This is a genomic window from Natronosalvus rutilus (assembly GCF_024204665.1).
In the GTDB taxonomy this organism is placed as follows: Archaea; Halobacteriota; Halobacteria; order Halobacteriales; family Natrialbaceae; genus Natronosalvus; species Natronosalvus rutilus.
The window spans coordinates 2254264-2274513 of the sequence record NZ_CP100355.1 but is presented as its reverse complement, the minus strand read 5'-3'; the positions used below and the strand labels follow the sequence as shown (position 1 = coordinate 2274513).

Below are 20250 nucleotides of genomic sequence, written 5' to 3'. Positions count from 1 at the left end.
GGGTTACCGGTCGATACATCCGTATCGTTATCACGGTCACGTCCTACCTCTCGCGTATGCCGCAATCGACGCTCTTTCACCTCCATTTCAACACTCCGTCCGTCGGCGAAGCCGCAAACCGCCTCGAGCGGGCCGGTCTCCCACTCGATCAGCGGTTCGGGAGCGTCCGGGGCGAGGGCGTTTCCCTCGGGCCGACCGACGAAATTCCCGAAGGGTTTCGATTCAAACTCCAGGTCCACCAGCGAGGCGGCGTGAACGTTACACTCGCCCCCGGCCGTCGTCCGCACTTCGACCACCTCGGTCTGATCGTGCCCGATTTCGAAGCGGCGCTCGAGCGCTCGGAATCGCGAGGTTGGTCAGTCCGTCGAAACGAACGGCGAACGTTCGTGATGACGCCGTGGGAGTTTCGCGTCGAAGTCCACCCTTCGGACGGCGAGGGGGTCGCAGATCTCGGCGACGTTTCGGAATGTCGGCTCGAGGAGACGGTTCTCCGTCTTCCCGAGACAGATGCGGCACGAGCGGCCGTTGCCGACGTGTTCGGAGATATCCCAGCGCTTCGAATCGAACCTGGTGAGAGCGTGTGGGTGGAGACGTTCGTCCTGGTAACGAGTCGAACGTCCAGGAAAGTGGCCGTCGCCGAACTCCTCGACGCATAGAATCGCGTATCGACCGAAGCGACTGCGGCCAGTTCTCACTGCTGGATGGGATCGCCAGGTTACTCGCATGACTCGTCGTCGAGAAACCGCTCGCGAACCGCTTGCGCGGCCGCCGTTCCGTAGTGATCGACTAGCGGTTGCAGCGCCGACCCGAACGCCCGCATGCACTGGCGCGGGGAATGGAACTCGAGGTCTGCCGCCACGTCGTCCCAGGTGTGAGCCTGGAGGACGCGCCGGACGAGTAACTGTACCTGACGCGTGGTGAGCGCGTCCGCGAGTTCTGGCGGTCGCCCGATCAGTGCCGAGATCACCAGTCGCCTGAACGGTCCTGGATCGACGTCGTATAGGCCAGGGCCGTACGCCGCGCCGGCGACGACCCGCCACTCGTGGGACGATAGCTCGAGCGGAGGCGCGTATTCGGTCCCGATCGATCTGGTAACGGCCCGAACCACGTCAGGATCGAGGTCGTGTAGAGTGTCGGAGAGCACTCGCGGCAAGCGCCTGGCGAAGCGAGTCGCGTGGCGCTCGAGCAGAGCCTCCCCTGCTTCGCTCAACGGCGTGATCATGATCGCCGAGTACTCCCCGCTGGTGTCGTTGCGAGTCGTCGACAGGTGGATCGTCCGGTAGCCGTTTGCCCGCCAGAACGAGACGAGGTCGGGCGTCGCGCCGAACCCGGTGCCCAGCCAGTCGACCGCCCCGTCGAACTCCTCCCGGATGCGCTCCAGGAGGTGTGAGCCGAGCCCCCGTTCACGCCGCGCGTGGTGGGTCGCGATGCGGACCACGCGAATCCCGGAAGCCTCACCCGCCGACTCGTCGCGCACGTGACTCGTCAGGATATCGGGGATCATGTTCCCGCGGATGCGCCCGCCCTCGTACATCCGCGCTCGGTCCGCTTCCGAGAGGTTTCCCTCCCGTGCCAGCAGGGTGACACTGACGACGTGACTGTCCTGGAGCAGGGCCCGCGTCTCGAGGTTCGGCGCGTCGAGCAGCCGGGCGAGGTCGTTCGGCTCGGTTCGGTAGTGAGCGAGCACGAGCAGACCGACGACCTCCCGGAGGAGCGACTCGTCTTCGAGGAGGGCATCGGGTTCGAGGCGACGATACTCGACCGACTCCGGAGTCGCGTCCTCGATAAGCGGGGCAACCGGTGGGCTGGCATCGAGCAACATCGCTCGAAACGACCAGACCTCGAGCGGGTCGCCGGCGGCGTACCGGATCGGCTCCTGGAGGACGTACTCGGAGACGTCGTGGTCGCTCGCCTCGAGTCGATCCCGGAAACGAACCGAGAATCCACGGCCAGCCCCCTCGTAGCCGTGGATCGTCGTCGCGAACGCGATTCGATCGGCGGCTAGCAGCGACTCGAGTACCGTCACCGAGAGAGCGGCGGCCTCGTCGACCAGCACGACGTCGGCAGTTTCGGCGCGGGAGACGGCCTCGAGCGGCGGGGCGTACTCGATGGTTCCGCCGTCGACTGTCCGCAGACGCCGCCCGTTCCGATCGGAGCCTCCCTCGAGGTCGCCGCACCCCTCGAGCAACTCACTCGCCCGGGCGAAGGCTTCGGCCGCGTTCGCCCAGGCGGGCGCGGTAACCAGGACGTGATCGCCCGCGGCGGCGAAACAGCCGGCAGCCAGTCCGATCGCGCTCGACTTGCCGCGGCCGCGGTCAGCCTCGAGGACGACCGCGTTCTTGGGAGAGCGAAGGCGCTCGAGGGTCTCGAGTGCTGTTCGCTGGTCGTCAGTGTAACAGGCGTCGTATGCGTCCTGCAGGAAGTGTCGTGTCCGTCGGTCGTCGTGGGCCTCTGCGTCTACGACATCGGCCCTGGCGACCACGTCGTTCGTCTGGACCTGTTCGCCGCGGTACACGAGACGGGGAGCCGGGTGCGTCAGTCCGTCGTCCTCGAGGCGGTCGTCGTCGACGTCCACGATTGCGATCCCGCGGTGGACGCGAAGCGTCTCGACGAGCCGCGCTCGAAAGCGTCCGGTCACGTCCTCGAGTTCGAACGGGGGAACGGCCATCGATCGCTCGAACGAACCTCGCTCGTCGGGCCACTCTTCGAGCGACGGCGTCAGCAGGATCAAGAGTCCTCCGGCGTCGATCGTTCCCACGAGTTTCCCCAGCGCGTTCGGCTCGAGGGTGTCGTGAGCGTCGAGGACGACGACCTCCCGGGTCGTGCCCAGGAGCGCTCCGGCTTCGGACTGGGTCCGGTGTTCACAGCGGAGTCGATCCTCTGGGCCGACCAGCGTCGTCTGTGAAATCGGGACGTCGAGGGACTCGAGGACGGTCGCCAGTACCTCGTACCCCCGCTCGCGGTCGCCCGCGAGCACCAGGCCACGACGCTCGTCGACCGAGGCGGCCTCCTCGCGGAGGGCTCGAGCGTGCGCGGCGACGTTCATGTGGACTCATCGGATAGGTGATCGTAAGTTACTGTCGGCTGGCACTCACCCACGAGTTACTGTCGACTGACTCTCGCTCACGTTCCCTCCAGGCGAGTGGTCGTTGGTAGCGACGAAGGCGACCGTGAGCCGTCGGCCAGCCTTCCTCCCGTGCAACGGTTTCCCACGCCTCCGTTCGTTTGAACACGCTTTTAAGGGGGGCACCGTTACTGGGAAGTACACCCTACGCGGGGTTGATGATACTCCTAGCCTCACAGGACTTTCGCCGGACGAACCCGGCCCGGGCCCAGCCCCGGACGGCAGGGGAGTGCGAGCCCGCGCGTAGGAGAGGTGAACAACCAATGGCAGTCTACGTAACCACAGACATCCCAGCCGACCTCGCCGACGACGCCCTCGAGGCGCTCGAGGTCGCTCGAGACACAGGCAGTGTAAAGAAAGGAACCAACGAAACGACCAAGGCCATCGAGCGCGGCAACGCCGAGCTCGTCTACGTCGCCGAGGACGTCTCGCCAGAGGAGATCGTGATGCACCTCCCCGAACTCGCCGACGAGAAGGGCATCCCGGTCGTCTTCGTCGAGACCCAGGACGACGTCGGTCACGCTGCCGGCCTCGAGGTCGGCTCCGCGGCCGCGGCGATCGTCGACGCCGGCGAGGCGTCGAGCGACGTCGAAGACATCGCCGGAAAGGTCGAGGACCTCGACTGAGGTGACCACAGATGAGTGCTGAAGAAGCAGAAAACGGGTCAACGCCCGCCGAGGTCATCGAGATCGTCGGCAAGACTGGCATGCACGGCGAAGCCATGCAGGTCAAGTGCCGGATCAAGGAGGGCGAGAACCAGGGACGCATCATCACCCGAAACTGCCTCGGGCCGGTCCGCGAGGGGGACATCCTCCAGCTACGTGAGACCGCCCGCGAGGCCGACTCCATCGGAGGACAATAATGGTCGAGAAGCGAACCTGCGACTACACGGGCGAAGAGATCGAGCCCGGCACGGGCATCATGTACGTTCGCACCGACGGTACCGTGCTCCACTTCGTCGACTCGAAGGCGGAGAAAAACTACAAGCTCGGTCGCGAACCGCGCGACCTCGAGTGGACCGAGGAGGGCCGTCGCGGCAAGGGTCCAACCCAGGTCGACACGTCGGCGGACGAGTCTACGGAACCCGACCAGGAGGCTGAAGCCGAAGAAGACGAGGATCTCGTCGAGGAGGGCGAAGACGAAGTTGACGAGGACACCGAACCCGCCGACGACGACGCGGAAGCCGAGGACGACTCCGAAACGGGCGAGGAGACCGAAGAGGAATCCGAATCCGAATCCGAGGCCGAGGGGGAAGCCGAAGCCGAAGAAGGTGAAGAAGCGTGAGCGACCACGAACGCACCTTCGTCATGGTCAAACCCGACGCCTTCGCTCGCGGACTCGTGGGCGAAGTCGTCTCTCGACTCGAGGACCGCGGCCTCAAACTCGTCGGCATCAAAGTGATCAACATGCCCGAAGAGCGGGCCAAAGAGCACTACGCCGAACACGAGGACAAGCCGTTCTTCGACGGGCTCATCGAGTTCATCACCGCGGGACCCGTCGTCCCGATGGTCTGGGAGGGTCAGGACGCCACGCGGCAGGTCCGCCAGATGATTGGCGCGACCGATCCGCTTGAGGCCGCTCCCGGAACCATCCGCGGCGACTACGCGCTGGACCTCGGTCGTAACGTCGTCCACGCGGCAGATCACGAGGACGAAGGCGCGAACGAGCGCGAAATCGCGATCCACTTCGACGAGGACGAACTGATCGACTACGACCAGCACGACGCGTCCTGGCTCTACGAATAACTCGACGCGGGTATCGGGTTCCAATCCGGGATTCGACCGAGATCTAACCATCGTCGAACGGAACGATCCGCACGACGACCAGCGAATTTTCCCATCTCGAGTACGCATAAGAAGAAATACAGGTACGTATTCGGAGAGACGTAACATCTAATGTGTACCCACCAGTATAAGTGGGTGGTGGTTTCGAATGTTAAGTTACGGTAGGTGGTTTGCAAATGAGTAACAGGGAGAAGGGATCCACGGCCCGAGCATGTTATACAGCGCCCTCACTGGACCTGGTTTTTGAACTGCTCGCGAGTCGTCGTCGCCGCCAGGCGCTCTATTACCTCTCCGAGCAATCGGACGGCGTCGCGTCGGTCGACGAGATTGCCGACTACGTTCATACCAACGACGACCGAAGCGACTGTTCGGCGGACGGACGGTCCGAGATTGCCGCTGGACTCAGACACGTTCACCTTCCAAAACTCGAAGACGCTGGCGTGGTCGACCACGATGCCCGGAGCCAGACGGTCAGGTACTGGTCCCAGCCGTCACTCGAGGAGTGGCTCGAGCACGCCTACCACAAGGAATCGGTCCAGTAGTACCAGTCTCGGCGGCAATACGTCGGAGACAGTGACGGTCAGCGAAGCCGATAGATTGTGAGGTGTGATAGCGTTTCCCTCCTCAATGTTTAACAGGTCAGCGGTCGATTGCCCAACCGGTGTTCACCAATGACTGACCACGAACTGCCACCACTGCCGTACGACTACGACGCACTCGAGCCATCGATTTCCGAACAGGTCGTGACCTGGCACCACGACACCCACCATCAGGGGTACGTCAACGGCCTGAACTCCGCCGAGGAGACGCTCTCGGAGAACCGCGAATCCGGAGACCACGGTTCTACGGGCGGTGCCCTTAGCAGCGTCACCCACAACGGCTGTGGTCACTACCTCCACACGCTGTTCTGGGAGAACATGGACCCGAACGGCGGCGGCGAACCCGAGGGCGACCTCGCCGACCGCATCGAGGAGGACTTCGGATCCTACGACGCCTGGAAGGGCGAGTTCGAGGCCGCCGCGAGCGCCGCCGGTGGCTGGGCGTTGCTGGTCTACGATCCCGTCTCGAAGCAGCTTCGCAACCTCGCCGTCGACAAGCACGACCAGGGCGCGCTCTGGGGCGCACACCCCATCCTCGCGCTCGACGTCTGGGAACACTCCTACTACTACGACTACGGCCCAGACCGCGGCAGCTTCGTCGACGCCTTCTTCGACGTCGTCAACTGGGACTCCGTCGACGAGGAGTACCAGAAGTGCCTCGACCACTTCGAGTAAGCGACGATTCCGTACACCATCGCACTTTTTTGGCGCCGACAGTGAGCGAGTAGCGACGCGAGTCGCGACTCGTATAGAGGGGCTCGCTAAGAGCGATGCGCCTCGAACGTCGAACGTCGAAACCCACACCGTTTAGCCGCGAGGCCCGTTAGTCGAGGTATGCCCGTTCCAAAGGACGAATTTGACAACTTGCCGCCGTGTGACTTCTACACGCCCGAGGAACTCCTTGAGGCCGACCAGATGTACAGCGTCTACGAAATCGCCCGACTCTTGCAGGGGCTGGATCCGAACGCAGAAATCGACCGCGAGACGGAGGACATCCTCCTCGACTGGGCGATTCCGTGGATCATGACCAACGCGGACGACCTCGTGGTGGGCGAGCCGCGAACCGACGACGAACCGGGCTACTACGGCCTCAAACCCTGACCGACGCGAGCGTCAGGCCTGCCTGGCCATGCGACTCGCCAGTTCGACGTGCTCGTACGGCTCGTCGGTGACGCTCGGCCCGTGGCCGACGTGAAGCGTCTCGAGGTCGGGGTCGATTCGCTCGAGGATCCGATCGATGCTGTCGACGAGCGTCGATCGATCGCCCTCCGGGAGGTCGGTTCGCCCGAACGCGCCGTTCTGGAAGACCAGGTCGCCAGCGAATAGCACGCCTGCCTCGGGTGCGTACAGACAGAGGTGGTCGTCCTTATGGCCTGGCGTGTGCAACGCGACGTACTCGTCGTCGCCGAGGACGACCGCCACCTCGTCCCCGAGTTCGTGGTCGATGCCGTCGACCGACGGGTCGAACCCCCAGACGTCGACATCGAATGCCGTCGTGACGGCCTCGAGATTGCCGACGTGATCGGGGTGGGTGTGAGTGAGCACGACGGCCTCGAGTGCGTCGACGTGTTCGCGGACCGCCTCGACGACGTCGAAGTTCGCTCCCGTATCCACGAGGACGGTCCGGTCGCCGGTGACCAGGAACGCGTTGCTCGTGAACACCTGCTTTCCCGCGGCGAGATTTACGATCATCGCCAGCAGGTACGTTTCGGGTCACTTTGTGCGTGTCGACACGCGATTTCGGACGCCTGGGTATGCGTACCGTAGTGGAATCGACATTCACAAGGTCTTTTACTGAGAGCACGTACAAGAGAGACGAATGAACGGGTCGGCTCTTCGAACAGGGATCCTCGTGATCGCTCTCCTCGTCACCGCAGTCGGTGGCGGAACGCTGGTGGCCGCCGCCGATTCGACCACCGCGGTCGAACGAGAACGGCAACCGGGTATGGATACCGAGCAGCCAGCGTTCAGCGCTGGCGAGGACCGATACGCGAGCGCCGCTGCCGCCTCGTTCCAAGAGCAGGGCTTCGAAACGACGACGTTCATCGTTACAGTCAACGACGACGGGTCAGCCATCTGGACGTTCCGCTACGAACGCATTCTCGAGGGCGACGAGGCCAAGTCGGAGTTCGAGACGTTCGCCGAAGAGTTCGAGTCCGAGGAGACGGAGCTCTACGCGGACTTCGCGAGCCAGGCTGAGGTCCTCCTCAACATCGGTCGGGAGGAAACCGACCGGGAGATGGAAGCAACCGACTTCAACCGGACGGCACGGATCGAACAGGGGTTCAACACGCGAGGCGTCGTCGAAATGTCGTTCACGTGGAACGGGTTCGCGCAGGTGAACGACGGCGAGGTCGTCGCTGGCGACGTTTTCGAGGGGAACTTCGTCGTCGCCTCCGACCAATCGCTCGTCGTCGAAACGGGTGACGGCCTGCGGTTCGCCGACGTCCAGCCGGTCGGCGAGCTCAGCGCATCCTCCCTCGAAGCCAGCGATTCGGTTACCTGGACCGGCCGAAAGCAATTCCTGGACGGTCAGCCGCGCGTCGTTTTCGAGAGCGAATCAGCGGGTGGGCCGGTCGAATCAGGTGATGACACGGAAAACGAGTCAGCTCTCCCGCTATCCACCATCGCGATGGCGCTCGCTGGCGGCGCGATCTTGCTCGGCCTCCTCGTTGCCGGTATCTCCCGGTACGGCCTCCTGTCGAGGACGGACCGATCGGATCCGGATTCCCGCCCCGAGCCGACTCGCGAACCCGACCAATCGCCCGCCCAGCCGATACCGGACGACGAACTCCTCAGCGACGAGGATCGAGTCATCTCACTCATTCGGGAGCGAGGCGGCCGAATGAAACAGGTCGACATCGTCGACGAAACCGGCTGGTCGAAGTCGAAGGTGAGCATGTTGCTCTCGGAGATGGAATCCGACGGCACCATCAGCAAACTCCGCGTCGGTCGAGAGAACATCATCAGCCTCGAGGGATTCGAACCAGAGGCGACCAGGTCACCGTTCGAGGAGTAATTCGCGCATGCGACGGCTGGACACGGTACCGATGAAACGCAACCCTTAAACAGTCTTCTCGGCAAGCATAGATTGCAAACCCGCTCCGTTGGTGTAGTCCGGCCAATCATATTGCCCTCTCACGGCAATGACCAGGGTTCGAATCCCTGACGGAGCATCCTTTTCCCGACGCCGTCTCCCGATTTCGAGTCCGTGCTAACCTCACGTAAGCATGAAACTCGAAGGCAATGCGATTGAGATGGTCGGGTCACCCCGACGCCGCATAGCGATTACGACTATTTGCCCTGCAATCCGATTCGCAGGATTCGTTCGGGAGGGAGAGCGATGGATCTAAGCGAGTTCACGCTCGTTCCGGGCCCGACCGAAGACCGACTCGGCGAACGGCAACTGATCGATTACCGAACCGAGCGAGAGGAGATGGTTAAGTGGCTGCTCACGTTCGGCATCGAGCCGGAGAAAGCGAACGGCTACGCAGAGAGTACGGTCAAAAACCGGATCTACCGGATGGACCAGTTCTGCCGATTCGTCTGGGACCGCGAGGGCCAGTACACGACGGCAGTTACGCACGAGCACGCGGATGCATGGATGCAGGAACTGGCCTACGCCGTGTGTAGCGACACCCACCGCGACCTGTGCCAGAAGGCCGTGCGGATGCTGTTCAAGTGGCGTGCCTACGAGCGCGGTGGCGAGGAATGGGAGCCGACAATCACGTTTAGCTCGAACGACGGGACGACGACGCCACGCGACTACCTCACACTCCAGGAACGGAAACTCATCCGCGAAGCGGCGCTGGAGTACGGGAGCATCCCGTCCTACAACAACGTCAGTCCACGGGAGCGCAGCGAGATTAACGCCTATCTCGCCCAGCGGTTCGAGAAACCCGTTGCGGAGATCACGAAACGCGACTGGGAGCGTGCGAACAACTGGAAGATCCCCAGCCTCGTCAGCGTCAGTCTCGACGCTGCGCTCCGACCGATCGAAGTTGAGCGGTCCGTGACCGGATGGGTCGATCTGGAAAACGGGATTTTGCGCATTCCGATCGAGGATAGCTCCAAGAACGAAGACAACTGGCGCGTCAGCCTCAGCAAGCGCTCCGTCAGTATGCTCGAGCGTTGGCTCAAACAACGAGCAACGTACGACCTCTACGATGGGCGCGATGAACTGTGGTTGACACGGGAAGGAAACCCGTACGGATCCGCGTCGCTTCGACGCATCCTCCACCAACTGTGTGAGATCGCTGGCATTGACTACGAAAACCGGAAGATGAGCTGGTACACCATCCGCCACTCCACGGGGACGTATATGACGCGCGAAGAAGACCTGGCAGCAGCACAGACACAGCTACGACACAAGAGCCCTGAGACGACGATGAAGTACGATCAGGCACCAGTTGAGGATCGACAGGATGCACTCGATCGCATCGGTTGATCCAGAAGGTCAGTTTGTATAAATCCTTCGAGTTTGATAGGATCTGACTGCTGAAATAGAGGTTGTATTCAGCAAAGAGAGTGTGTAGCGAGCGGCAGAATTGTTGTGGTCCTGGATAGGTGCTTGGTTACTCGGTAGATGCGATGTCGAGGCCGTGACTGGCTTTCAGGCGTTCGTTGAGGCGTTGGACAAACCGTGTGGCAGGTGCTCCGTCAACGACGTCGTGGTCGAAGGTAACGGTCAGACTCAGGAACTCCCGGGAACGGAGTTCGCCGTCGACCAAGCGTGGTTTGGTGCCGATGCCGCCAACAGTGAGTTGGAGGGTGTAATTCGTGGGACTGATGGCCCAGCCGTTTCCGGTGCCGAACATACCGACAGAGGTGACCGCGACGCTGCCGGCGAGGCGCTTCCACCGTGTCGGGAACCACTGAGGGAGCCGCCAAATTTGGCGGCGTAGGAAGCTGGGAAGGCGGCGTGCAAGTCTGGCGAGTCCGGGCTCTGGGCGATACGTCGTGTCTGCTTTGACGCGACGAATTTCGTCGTGAATCGACCGAACTGTCCGTTGATTTGCTCGTCGAATGACGTGAGGGATACCGATTCGTTCGCCGTCGGTTTCCCGTTCGATGAGGACGTTCACATCGACGTCCTCGAATTCGTGGAATCGTCCCCGCCAATCACGGTACCGTTGGATGTGAGGTTGTTCCCCAACACTGGTGGCCAGACAGGATACGATGAAGGCAGTGAACGAGAGTTTCGTTCCGGTCTCTTCCTCGATTGTCCGGATGTGCTCTCTGACATCGGTGACGTCGATCTCGATGAGTCCGTGAACGTTACTCCGGTGTCCCGCCATCCGCATGTAGTCCACCGTCAACTGCTGTTGTAGAGATACACGTTCGCCATCAGCACCAATATTGCTCATAGCCTATCATGAAGCGCCGGAACTACATCTGTACTTGCTTCGCAAAAGCCGTATACTCACAAGACGATCGAACGACACTGGCACCGCCTCCCCCTGGTTTCCCGACAGTAACTGTCAATGTGTTTCGTTGAAGATGTTATTTCGGTCGAACAGTTTTCGCACTGTCTCCGTAATGCCGTAGAACTTGGTCGGCAGGCCTTTACTTCGCTCGCCAACGGGGAATTCGATGACCTCAACGATGTCTGCGCCGATGAGTGTTTCTACATGTTGGTAGATTGTTGTTCGGTGGAGTCCGGTCGTGAACTCCAGTTTCTTCATCGATGGAAGTCCCTTCGGGTGTGCAACGATGTCTCGGCGCGATTCTTCTACCAGAGCGTCAATAATGGCAAAAAACTCGCATTCGATGTCCGTTGCAGAGGAGCGTTGTACCATCTTACAGCCTACTTCGTTCCGTCACTCATAATGTGATGTTGCTGGCTGCCAACATCGTTGAGTGAGGTCTGTCACCCGTGAGAGAGGAGTCAAAATAGTTACTTTTGAAAACCCACAGCGAGAGTCATTGTCGGGGCGAATCGACGCACTCGCCTGCGACACTGCAACACTATACAGGTCAATTATCACATCCAGCGATCACAAAAACGTGTGAGTAACTCTTCGAAAACGGCTCTTCAGTTCTCACGCCCACGGTGACAACGGCCCTCCAGTCATAATCGACTCAGCTGCGATGGTTCTGTCGTGAACAACACAAAGCGTAGTGACGACCAGTGCAGCACCGATGCCGGCGATGGCGACGGGAGCGGTCACGAGGTTTCCAGCTCCCGTGAGGTATACCAGCGACAGTGCTCCCAGTCCGTTGAACGTTCCGTGAAGGAACGTCGCCGCGAGTACGGATTGAGCGCGGACGGTCAGGTACGTGTAGATCAGTGCCATCACGATCGTTGCGGCAGTCATTACGAACACACCCACAACCGGTGCGTCAGGAAAGTTGTGCCCCTGGAGGATGATCGGTGCGTGCCAAATGCCCCAGACCGTACCAGTGAAGATCGAGAGTTTCCAGAATCCAAGCGGAGCAAGCTCCGTGAGTAGGAGTCCGCGCCACCCAAGTTCTTCGCCTAGCGCTGCGAGCGCGTTGATCGTTAGCCCCGCGATGAGACCCTGAGCGACGAGGAGAACAGCCGGCGAAACTGGCACCCCTTCCAGTTGTGTGACCGCCTCAGCGGCTTCTTCTTGACTCAATCCCAACTCAAGCAGATACATCGTGTAGTCAGTCGTGAACGACACACCCGGAAGGACGATCCCGATACCGATCGTGCCAGCAACGAGAGCAACCGGCGTTAACCATGCGAGTCCAACCCATCGAAGCCGACCCAGAGCGAGTCCACACCCCTCTCGAATGGACTCTCCGTACCAGAGTTGGGTTCCGATCGCAGCGACCGCTGGTGCCCACATGACCATCACGACCAGGAGCACGAGGCCGGCGAGCGACCCGAGTTCAATTCCGGCTAGATAGAGAACGATCGCACCAGTCCAGGCGATGCCGAACGCGAGTGCGAGAAAGAGTCCTACTTTTCGAGTGTGTATCCGGGACTCGCTCGTTCCCCGATCAGGAGTCACACGAGAATCCATATCCCTACCTTTGCATCGGATATCTTAAGAGTGTGTCACAGCCTGCGCTCACGAACTTGACGAACCGACCGCCTGGAAGCACGATTGGGTGGCGATACAATATTGTATCGCACACGTCGAAGAAACGGATAGGATGGTCGTCTCGCTCTTCATGGGATGGCGTCACGTTTGCTTCGCCAATTGGCCGATTGATCCGGGACTCGTCGAGCCACATCTCCCAGAACGCCTCACGCTCGATACCTACGATGGGCAGGCGTGGCTGTCGGTAGTTCCGTTTACGAACGTCGATGTCCGACCACGGGTTTTCCCCTTCGGAACGGGAGTTGCACTCCCCGAACTCAATCTCCGAACCTACGTCACGTACGACGGAAAACCAGGAGTGTATTTCTTCAGTCTCGATGCGGATGGGATCGTGGGAGTTGTTGGTGCCCGCCTCTTTCATCACCTCCCGTACTACTACGCTGCCATCGATCTCACCAAGGAGAACGGCAGGATTCGATTCACGAGTCGTCGCCGTCATCCCGGAGCGAGACCAGTCGTGTTCGATGCGACGTACGAACCGACCAGCGGACGAATTTCTGCGAAGTCCGGCACGCTCGCTCACTTCCTCACGGAGCGTTACCGCTACTATACCGAAGCCCCGGATGGGTCTATCCGCTACGCAAATATCCAGCACGAACCGTGGCCGTTGTACGATGCGACCGTCGAAATCGAGGAGAACACGCTCTTCGAAGCAAACGGGTTCACCACCCCGGAGTCCGATCCAGTCCATCTCTATAGTCCCGGTGTAAAGACGATCGCCTCCAAGAACAAACGGAAACCAGCGCCATTCGACGAATAAAGAGGAGTCCCATTTGTTCTTCCCACTGATGTAACAGTTATCTGGCTGTACGTGGTATTGCCGGTGACCAGGCCATCATGTCACGATACTATGCGAAAATCGGAGGTCAGTAACAATGGCTACTGTAACCGAGAAAATCGATCTGGAAAACGACCTCGTTCAGATGCTCGTAACGGAAGCGGTGAAAGCCGGCATGGAGTCGCCATTACGTGATCCGATTCTCAATGCAGTCGAAGAATCGACCGGAGAATCCCTCAAAGCGACCAGCGAAGCCGACACGTCAGGTACGGAGGAGAAAAGCCGACTCACCAGGGTGCTACAGGGAGGAACCGTTTTTATCGTCCTGTTCGCCGTCCTGTACATTACTCTAAGACGGGTTACCAGCGATGAATCAGACACGTGAACCGAGACCACTCGATTACTTCGCTCCAATCGCGGCGCACTTGCGAGAGAATCCGAGTACACTGATTGACCCGCCTGGTAGGTGAATGAAACTCTTCGAGTTCGTTCGTGAGCGTCGGTGGATTCCGGTTACGGGCTATCTGATCTACGTGGCGGCGCTTTCGGCGGGTTACTACTATAATCTCACCTTCGTCCAGCTGGGGTTGACCGACCTCGGAACGCAAAAGATCGGGATGGCCCCCGAGGGCGTGTCGATAGTGATGGCCGTCCTCGCGCTCCTCACGCTCATCATCGCCGTCGGCAGCGGCCTCGTCATGGATCGGCGTGGCTGGAGTACTGATCTGTACGTGAAGTTCCGCCTGCTCTTTCTAATTATTCTCGTCCAACTGCTGCTAACGATTGCTGCCCCGTTCGTGAGCACGGTCGATCAATTCGTACTCTGGGTAGTCGTGTGTTCGACGACGCTCGGACTCGGCATTCCGGTAACGTTCAGCTTCATGCTCGATTTCATCCCCATCAGGGACCGGGGGTACGTCGCCGCGACCGTGGCAGGCCTCTCGTTTTTCGTCGCAGCGCTGTATCCAGTCGAGTGGCGGATCGACGAGTTTAGTCTCATCATGAGCGCAATGATGGTGCCAGCAGTGCTGATTTTGGCCGTGCTTTCGGTGAAGCGGTTCGCGTTCGTCGATGCCCTCGCAAATCAACACGAACATAGCACGTTCGGAACCGGACGGTGCTGTCGTCCGACGCCGATCCGGACGCTGAGTTTCGCGTTCTGGGGACCAGTTCTGTTAATGTTCGGCGTCTTTTTCATCGACAGCCTGGGCTTTCTCCGGATCATCGAGGAACCGCTCTACATCAATACGTCGTGGCAATCACCAGACCTGAGCGTCCGGTTGTTCATCGCCGTGTTACACGTTTTCGGCGCGCTGGCTGCCGGCGTCCTGTATACGAACTTCGATCGAAATTGGGTATTCTTGTGGGTGTTTGGCCTGTTCGCATTCACGCACCTGTTGTACGTCTTCAACATCCGGTTCGGAGCCAGCGAAACGCCAGCGCTTATCCTGCCGATGTTCTACGTGCTCGCGGTCAGTTTCTACACGACGCTCAACTTCGCGCTCTGGCCGGATCTCTCGACCGCTGAGACGATCGGCACGCACACGGCTCTCGGTGTCGGGATTGCGGGGTGGCTGGCGACGTTCATGAGTACCGCGCTGGCGCTGTACTCCGAGGGAATTGGACTCCCGCTCGGGAGTCACCTGACGTACGTGAACGCGTTATCACTACTGTTCGTCGTCGCGTTGCCAGTATTGCTATACGTACATCGAATGTTCGAGTTAGCACGCGGAGAGGCATCCTCATGAATCTGGAACTCATTCCTCTCTTGATCATCGTATTGCTCATGGTCTCGGCAGGCGGGGTGGACGTCGAAACCACCGAGTTCGTCATCAAGGGGGACCACGAGATCACTGAGCATCGAGGTGCGTTGATCGTTGGTGACGCAACCGTCACAGTCCCGAATGACGAAACGATCTCCGGACCAGTCTACGTTATCGGCGGTGAGTTCCGAGTCCATGGAACGGTCGAAGGCGATCTGACGCAACTATCGGGATCACTCGTTGTCGAAGACGGTGGAACGATCGGCGGCGAACTCCAGCACATCGGTGGGAGCGAGGAGCTAGCCAGCGAAGCGACCGTTGCTGAGCGAACCACTACCGAGTTCGCACCGTCCGAATCCGACCCGGTCGCCGCGTACACGCCGGTCATTCTGACGACCTTGATCCTGTCCCTCGTCGGGGCGTGGCTTTCCCGAAAGCGCCCGATGTTGCTCGAAAATATCGGAACGACCGCGCGAGTCCATCCGGTGGTCAGTCTCACCGTTGGCGCACTTCTCTCAGTGACGTTTTTGGCCGTGTTCGTGTTCATGGCGTTTACCCTGGTCCTTCTCCCGGTGAGTATTCTCGGTCTCCTGATCGGGTTAGTGTCAATCGCTTACGGGATTATCGGGCTGGGGTATCTTGCCGGGAAGCAGTTAGAGACACCACGGGTCGGGGTGGCGACTGGGCTCGGCGTCGTCGGAATCATGGTGGTATTACAGGTGGCCGGTGCGGTTCCGATCGTCGGCGATCTGATCGCGGGCACACTTCTTCTGATCGGTCTAGGGGCCGTCGTGGTGACGTACTTCGGGTTACAGGAGTTTGAACCCGTGTTGTTGCCTGAGTAATGTTTGCTGAAGCAGACACTGGTCTATCCACAGGTTTTCTGAACAGTTGGTGCATCGGCTTCAACGTGAAAGCTACCACGGATAGGGCACCCGTTCAACCTGACACTTCAAATGTGATCGATGAGCAATACAGAAAATCCGCACAGAAACGATGGCACCTGACCAGTGGGTAGTGCTCTTTCTCTGTGTTATACAGAATCGAGGAGAATCCCTGACCCTTTAGGATCAGGATGAATCCGACAACTCCTCCACAGTCCACCGTCGATAGCAAGGCCGGATATTCCACCGCTCCCAATCCGAATCGTTACAATAGACGCGAGTATAAGTGCTTATACAGGCGTTCAGAATGCTGGAAGTCCACCGCACCTACCGAGCGAAAATCCTCAACCACTCGCAAGTGGAACGAATGCTCGACCGGCACGGATGGTCGGCCAGTAAACTCTGGAACGTCGCTAACTACCACTCCCGGCAAGTCTGGGAGGAGACGGGCGAAATCCCCGACCACGGTGACCTCAAAGACGAGTTGAAGACTCATTCAAAATACAAAGGACTGCACTCCCAGTCCAGTCAGCGCGTTCTGGAGGAACTCGCTGAAGCCTTCAACTCGTGGTACGGAAAGAGGAAGTCTGACAGTCGAGCGAATCCGCCTGGCTACCGCAAGAAAAACTACTACGACTCACAAGGCCGCCGCGTCCACGAAGAACACCCGCGTAGCACGGTGACGTGGAAACAAAAGGCATCCGCCACGACACGAAGAACAACCGTGTTCGGCTCTCAAAAGGCGCGAACCACAAGGAACACCCGAAAGCGTGGGAGTACATCCTCATCGAGTACGAAACCCGCCCCGGAATCACCGTCGAGAACCTGCAACAGGTCAGAGCCGTCTACGACAAGGTAAAGGGGCGATGGGAACTGCATCTCGTCTGCAAAGACGGAATCGAGACGCCCGCTGCACCCGGAACCGAGTCGGCTGGTGTCGACCTCGGTATCTGTAACTTCGCAGCGGTCGCATACAGCACCGAGCAAGCCGACCTCTACCCCGGCAACCGTTTGAAACAGGACGGCTACTACTTCCCGAAAGAGATCGCCAGATGTGACAACTCAGGTGGCGAAGCAGCCACCAGACACCACCACACGTGGTCGGAACGCCGCACCCACTTCTTCCACAGCCTCGCCAAACACATCGTTGAACGGTGTGTCGAGCAAGAAGTTGGTCGGATAAACGTCGGGAAACTCTCTGGTGTACGAGAGGACGAGAACGGTGACTCGAAAAACTGGGGTCGTCACGGCAACCTCGACCTGCACGGGTGGGCGTTCGACCGCTTCACGTCGATTCTCACCTACAAAGCGAAGGTTGCGGGTATCGAAGTCGTCGAAGTGTCCGAACGCGACACGAGCAAGACGTGTTGTATCTGCGGGAGAGAAGAGGATAGTCAGCGTGTCGAACGTGGACTGTACGTCTGTGAGGCGTGTGAGGCCGCGTTCAACGCTGATGTGAACGGGGCGGAGAACATCCGTCTCGATATCAATAAAAGTAACTCCGAGTCTTCGGCCAGTTTGGACGAAGATAGGAGTACCGGCTGGTTGGCACAGCCCGAAGTCTACCTTCACGACCTCTCCCGAGGATTCCAACCTCGGGCAGAGGTGGTAGACTGCAAACCCTAATATCCCAACTCAGCGGTGCGATGCCGTGGGATTCCTCCGCGTTCACGCGAAGGAGGATGTCAATACTGCCGTAGCGAAGAAACGCCCACATGATAAGCACCGATAGCGATCCAAGACTACGTACCCGGCCGCTTCCCGTCCGGCTGCTAATGGCCTGTCTACTCTTCCTCGATATCAGTGCGATCGGCGGTAGGGTTCAGTTCCTGTTGGATCCAACTGGTGGCATCATCGTTATGTCGGAAGGTGTCTTAGCTGGCACACCGTTCGCGGATTTCCGTTTACCGAGGCTCATTCTCGTTACCGTGTTAGGAATCTACCCGCTCATTGTCCTTTATAACCTCAATATACAGCGTAGAAAAAACGAGTTCCAAGCGGGTAATCGATAGGGAGAACAAGAACTGACTGGAACGGAAGTCGTTAATCCGAAAGCGCTCCTCGAGTTCGTCACCTGCCCGTGAAACCGGTTCTATTTCTCGAGGAGGAATTCTTAAGCGGTTCGATACTGAAGAATCTAGGTACGAAGACGAGATGAACGACAGCACCGATCCACGATCGCCACTGTCGGAGTGGATTCTTGACGCATACGACGTCCTTTGCACACACAGTCTCAATTCGGACGATCAGGAAGATGTGCCATCGGTCCCTCGAGAGCAAGCACTCGAGATCCTTCTTAGGACCGATGAACTGGCCCTTGAACCCGAAGACGCAAACTATGCGCTCACCCGGCTACGAGCGAGGCTACTTCTACGAGGTCGACGAGGAACTTCGTGTGACGGCGCCGGAAAATTAACTTCTGGTTGCAGTCCGAGAGTTACGGCTTCAGTATACGTGTGAATTCCCACAAAGGGATTTCCATCGTCTAATATTAGAGATTGAAGTATACCTGAAAGACGTCTCGATTACTCTTTCCAGCTGTTAACTGGCGCAGGTAGTTCGATTATTATCTTATTCCCGTTTTTGGTGCTCTCTTCAATAGTAAAGGAGCCTCGTGAGGACATTACTGCGATATTTGCAGCCCAGAGACCAAGTCCTGTCGGGTGGGACGTCGAATCAAGTGTTTCAGGATTTTCTATGAATGCGTATTCGTGCCTCGATATCAGTGGGCCGTTATCCGTGAGGTATATTTTTCTCGGAGTGGTCTCAGCATCGATGGTGATGGTAACTTCTGGACTCTCCGCAGTATTGTGTTTGAGTGCGTTCCAAATGAGTTCGTGGAGAGCTTGTTCTATATAGGGTACCGCGATCACAAGTACCGAATCTGGGCTACTAAGGCTGAGCTCAGCGTGAGGATACCGTTCCTGAAATTCTGCTAGTAATTCATCAATGATCGCTACGATGTCCATCTGTTTTCTGTTATCCTTGCGGAGGATCTGAGTTGTAATGTTTTTATGGCCATTAAATATAGATAACATTTTGTCCACAGATTCGTGTATTGCTGTGATTTGCTGACCATCGGCATCTGCGCTTTGTGCTGCTAAGAGATCGACATTACCTCTAATTATATTAAGTTGATTTCGGAACTGGTGCTGGAGAAGGTGGTCCACTGCCTTGAGATGTTGTTCCCAGGATTTCTGTTGGGAGATATTTCTCCCGATGCCAACAAGGCCCATGACAGAGTAGCCTTTCACAAGCCGCTGTTTGCGGAATTCATATGGGATCTGTTCGCCAGATTTGGTTTGGACAAGTGCTTCGATTGTATCGCTACCGTCTACGAACGCTCTGGAGATGGATTCAGACACTCGGTCAGTGTGTTCTTCGATAAAGAAATCCTCGACATCTATTGTCTGAACTTCTTCTGGGGTGTATCCAGAGACCTCAATTAGTGCGTCGTTCCACTGCTCGAGGTTCCCTGCCGTGTCGATTACATAAAAAACGTCTTCAATGGTGTTGAGCGCCGTTTCAATAAACTCTCGTTCTTGCTTTAATTCGGCTCTCGTCTGGTTGAGCTCGGTAATGTCAATAACAACAGCCTGGCCGATATCATCCCCCTGATACTGACCCGGTGCTGTCGCAACTCTGATTGTACGGTCTTGTCCTTCTACAGGAGTAAGCCGCATCAGTGTTGGCCCAGAGGATTGTTTCTCATTGATGACCTCCATCAATTCGGATTCAGCAGTATATTGGTCATCTGAATGAACAAATTCAAAGATAGACCGCCCAATCAACTCCTGCTGAGAATCTATGCCAAGAAGGGCCAGAACAGCATCGTTTCCCCAAATTATCTCTCCAGACGTATTGAAGAGATTAATAGGAGCAGGCGACGTTTGGATTAATTCTTGGTACCGTCGCTCACTTTCCTCCATCGGTTACGAAACATATAGTATTGCTTGCATATATACATTGTCCCTAACTTTAAATATCAATAATGGTTACATCATCCTTCTCTGCACATCAAGGGGGTGAGAGATTAAGCCACCAGGCGCTTAACTGGGATACAATGCGACCCACAATCGGGGTTATAGGGGTGGTCACGACACTGTTTCTAGACCGTCTGATAGCCATCTTCGAAGAGGTGGCTATATAGAACCCGGGGGATTCGTCGACTCGGTCGTGGTTTCGTTCGTCGATACGAGCGGAAGGTGTACTCATCACCGTCGCTTGCTTGCTCGGAGGGAGGTT

Annotated in this window: 20 protein-coding genes, 1 tRNA gene and 2 pseudogenes; 17 read left to right on the top strand and 6 right to left on the bottom strand. The window is 58.4% G+C overall.

Translation table 11 applies throughout. The features are described from left to right. Positions 1–56 precede the first annotated feature (56 nt). Complete coding sequence (locus NGM29_RS10930) at positions 57–656, top strand: hypothetical protein (protein ID WP_254156172.1); 600 nt, start codon at positions 57–59, stop codon at positions 654–656. A 59-nt stretch (positions 657–715) separates the two neighbouring features. Here the strand turns inward: NGM29_RS10930 and tmcA are convergent, their stop codons facing one another. Next, entirely contained in the window at positions 716–3046 is a 2331-nt protein-coding gene (gene tmcA, locus NGM29_RS10925; protein WP_254156171.1) for a tRNA(Met) cytidine acetyltransferase TmcA, read from the bottom strand. 341 nt (positions 3047–3387) lie between these two features. Here tmcA and rpl7ae point away from each other — a divergent pair, with 341 nt between their 5' ends. The 7 genes from rpl7ae to NGM29_RS10890 all read left to right on the top strand — a co-directional run bounded on the left by rpl7ae (position 3388) and on the right by NGM29_RS10890 (position 6608). Further along, positions 3388–3750, top strand: coding sequence for a 50S ribosomal protein L7Ae (gene rpl7ae, locus NGM29_RS10920; protein ID WP_254156170.1), 363 nt, complete (start codon positions 3388–3390; stop codon positions 3748–3750). An 11-nt stretch (positions 3751–3761) separates the two neighbouring features. Then, positions 3762–3986, top strand: a complete 225-nt coding sequence (locus tag NGM29_RS10915; protein ID WP_253435051.1) for a 30S ribosomal protein S28e — start codon at positions 3762–3764, stop codon at positions 3984–3986. Then, positions 3986–4408 carry a 50S ribosomal protein L24e gene (locus NGM29_RS10910; protein ID WP_254156169.1) on the top strand — a complete coding sequence of 141 codons (423 nt, stop codon included), beginning with the start codon at positions 3986–3988 and terminating at the stop codon, positions 4406–4408. Before NGM29_RS10915 ends, NGM29_RS10910 begins: the two co-directional genes overlap by 1 nt. Then, positions 4405–4869 (top strand): nucleoside-diphosphate kinase, encoded by a 465-nt coding sequence (ndk, locus tag NGM29_RS10905; RefSeq protein WP_254156168.1) that lies wholly within the window; start codon positions 4405–4407, stop codon positions 4867–4869. The genes NGM29_RS10910 and ndk overlap by 4 nt, the downstream gene beginning before the upstream one ends. Positions 4870–5084: 215 nt before the next feature. Beyond that, positions 5085–5450, top strand: coding sequence for a DUF7344 domain-containing protein (locus NGM29_RS10900; RefSeq protein ID WP_254156167.1), 366 nt, complete (start codon positions 5085–5087; stop codon positions 5448–5450). Positions 5451–5579: 129 nt separating this feature from the next. Then, a complete protein-coding gene (sod, locus tag NGM29_RS10895) occupies positions 5580–6182 on the top strand; it encodes a superoxide dismutase (RefSeq protein ID WP_254156166.1) in 603 nt (200 codons plus the stop codon). A 159-nt stretch (positions 6183–6341) separates the two neighbouring features. Beyond that, positions 6342–6608, top strand: coding sequence for a DUF5827 family protein (locus NGM29_RS10890; RefSeq protein WP_254156165.1), 267 nt, complete (start codon positions 6342–6344; stop codon positions 6606–6608). Between the two features lie 12 nt (positions 6609–6620). Here the strand turns inward: NGM29_RS10890 and NGM29_RS10885 are convergent, their stop codons facing one another. Next, positions 6621–7199 carry an MBL fold metallo-hydrolase gene (locus NGM29_RS10885; protein ID WP_254156164.1) on the bottom strand — a complete coding sequence of 193 codons (579 nt, stop codon included), beginning with the start codon at positions 7197–7199 and terminating at the stop codon, positions 6621–6623. A gap of 127 nt (positions 7200–7326) precedes the next feature. Between NGM29_RS10885 and NGM29_RS10880 the strand changes: the two genes are divergently transcribed. The 3 genes from NGM29_RS10880 to NGM29_RS10870 all read left to right on the top strand — a co-directional run bounded on the left by NGM29_RS10880 (position 7327) and on the right by NGM29_RS10870 (position 9954). Further along, positions 7327–8526: a helix-turn-helix transcriptional regulator gene (locus NGM29_RS10880; protein ID WP_254156163.1), complete on the top strand. Its 1200-nt coding sequence runs from the start codon at positions 7327–7329 to the stop codon at positions 8524–8526. Positions 8527–8608: 82 nt separating this feature from the next. Beyond that, positions 8609–8683: transfer RNA gene (locus NGM29_RS10875), tRNA-Glu, on the top strand. A gap of 167 nt (positions 8684–8850) precedes the next feature. Continuing rightward, positions 8851–9954: a tyrosine-type recombinase/integrase gene (locus NGM29_RS10870; RefSeq protein ID WP_254156162.1), complete on the top strand. Its 1104-nt coding sequence runs from the start codon at positions 8851–8853 to the stop codon at positions 9952–9954. A gap of 127 nt (positions 9955–10081) precedes the next feature. On the opposite strand, the gene NGM29_RS10865 is transcribed toward NGM29_RS10870, so the two are convergent. The 3 genes from NGM29_RS10865 to NGM29_RS10855 form a co-directional block, all read right to left on the bottom strand. Continuing rightward, positions 10082–10873: a 2-oxo acid dehydrogenase subunit E2 gene (locus NGM29_RS10865; protein ID WP_254156161.1), complete on the bottom strand. Its 792-nt coding sequence runs from the start codon at positions 10871–10873 to the stop codon at positions 10082–10084. A 114-nt stretch (positions 10874–10987) separates the two neighbouring features. Then, positions 10988–11305 (bottom strand): hypothetical protein, encoded by a 318-nt coding sequence (locus NGM29_RS10860; RefSeq protein ID WP_254156160.1) that lies wholly within the window; start codon positions 11303–11305, stop codon positions 10988–10990. 243 nt (positions 11306–11548) lie between these two features. Further along, on the bottom strand, positions 11549–12499 hold the full coding sequence (locus tag NGM29_RS10855) for a CPBP family intramembrane glutamic endopeptidase (protein ID WP_254156158.1): 951 nt from the start codon (positions 12497–12499) through the stop codon (positions 11549–11551). A gap of 133 nt (positions 12500–12632) precedes the next feature. Between NGM29_RS10855 and NGM29_RS10850 the strand changes: the two genes are divergently transcribed. The 6 genes and pseudogenes from NGM29_RS10850 to NGM29_RS10825 all read left to right on the top strand — a co-directional run bounded on the left by NGM29_RS10850 (position 12633) and on the right by NGM29_RS10825 (position 18421). Then, a complete protein-coding gene (locus NGM29_RS10850) occupies positions 12633–13340 on the top strand; it encodes a YqjF family protein (protein WP_254156156.1) in 708 nt (235 codons plus the stop codon). Positions 13341–13455: 115 nt separating this feature from the next. Next, the gene (locus NGM29_RS10845) at positions 13456–13743 is read left to right on the top strand and encodes a hypothetical protein (RefSeq protein WP_254156154.1); all 288 of its coding nucleotides are present in this window, start codon (positions 13456–13458) and stop codon (positions 13741–13743) included. Between the two features lie 85 nt (positions 13744–13828). Further along, on the top strand, positions 13829–15106 hold the full coding sequence (locus NGM29_RS10840) for a hypothetical protein (RefSeq protein ID WP_254156152.1): 1278 nt from the start codon (positions 13829–13831) through the stop codon (positions 15104–15106). After that, a complete protein-coding gene (locus tag NGM29_RS10835; protein WP_254156150.1) occupies positions 15103–15966 on the top strand; it encodes a DUF8173 domain-containing protein in 864 nt (287 codons plus the stop codon). The genes NGM29_RS10840 and NGM29_RS10835 overlap by 4 nt, the downstream gene beginning before the upstream one ends. Positions 15967–16312: 346 nt before the next feature. Further along, positions 16313–17631 (top strand): annotated as a pseudogene (locus tag NGM29_RS10830) (RNA-guided endonuclease InsQ/TnpB family protein). A gap of 528 nt (positions 17632–18159) precedes the next feature. Then, positions 18160–18421 (top strand): annotated as a pseudogene (locus tag NGM29_RS10825) (hypothetical protein). Positions 18422–18530: 109 nt separating this feature from the next. Here NGM29_RS10825 and NGM29_RS10820 read toward each other — a convergent pair. Beyond that, on the bottom strand, positions 18531–19934 hold the full coding sequence (locus NGM29_RS10820) for a PAS domain-containing protein (RefSeq protein ID WP_254156148.1): 1404 nt from the start codon (positions 19932–19934) through the stop codon (positions 18531–18533). Positions 19935–20250: the final 316 nt, after the last annotated feature.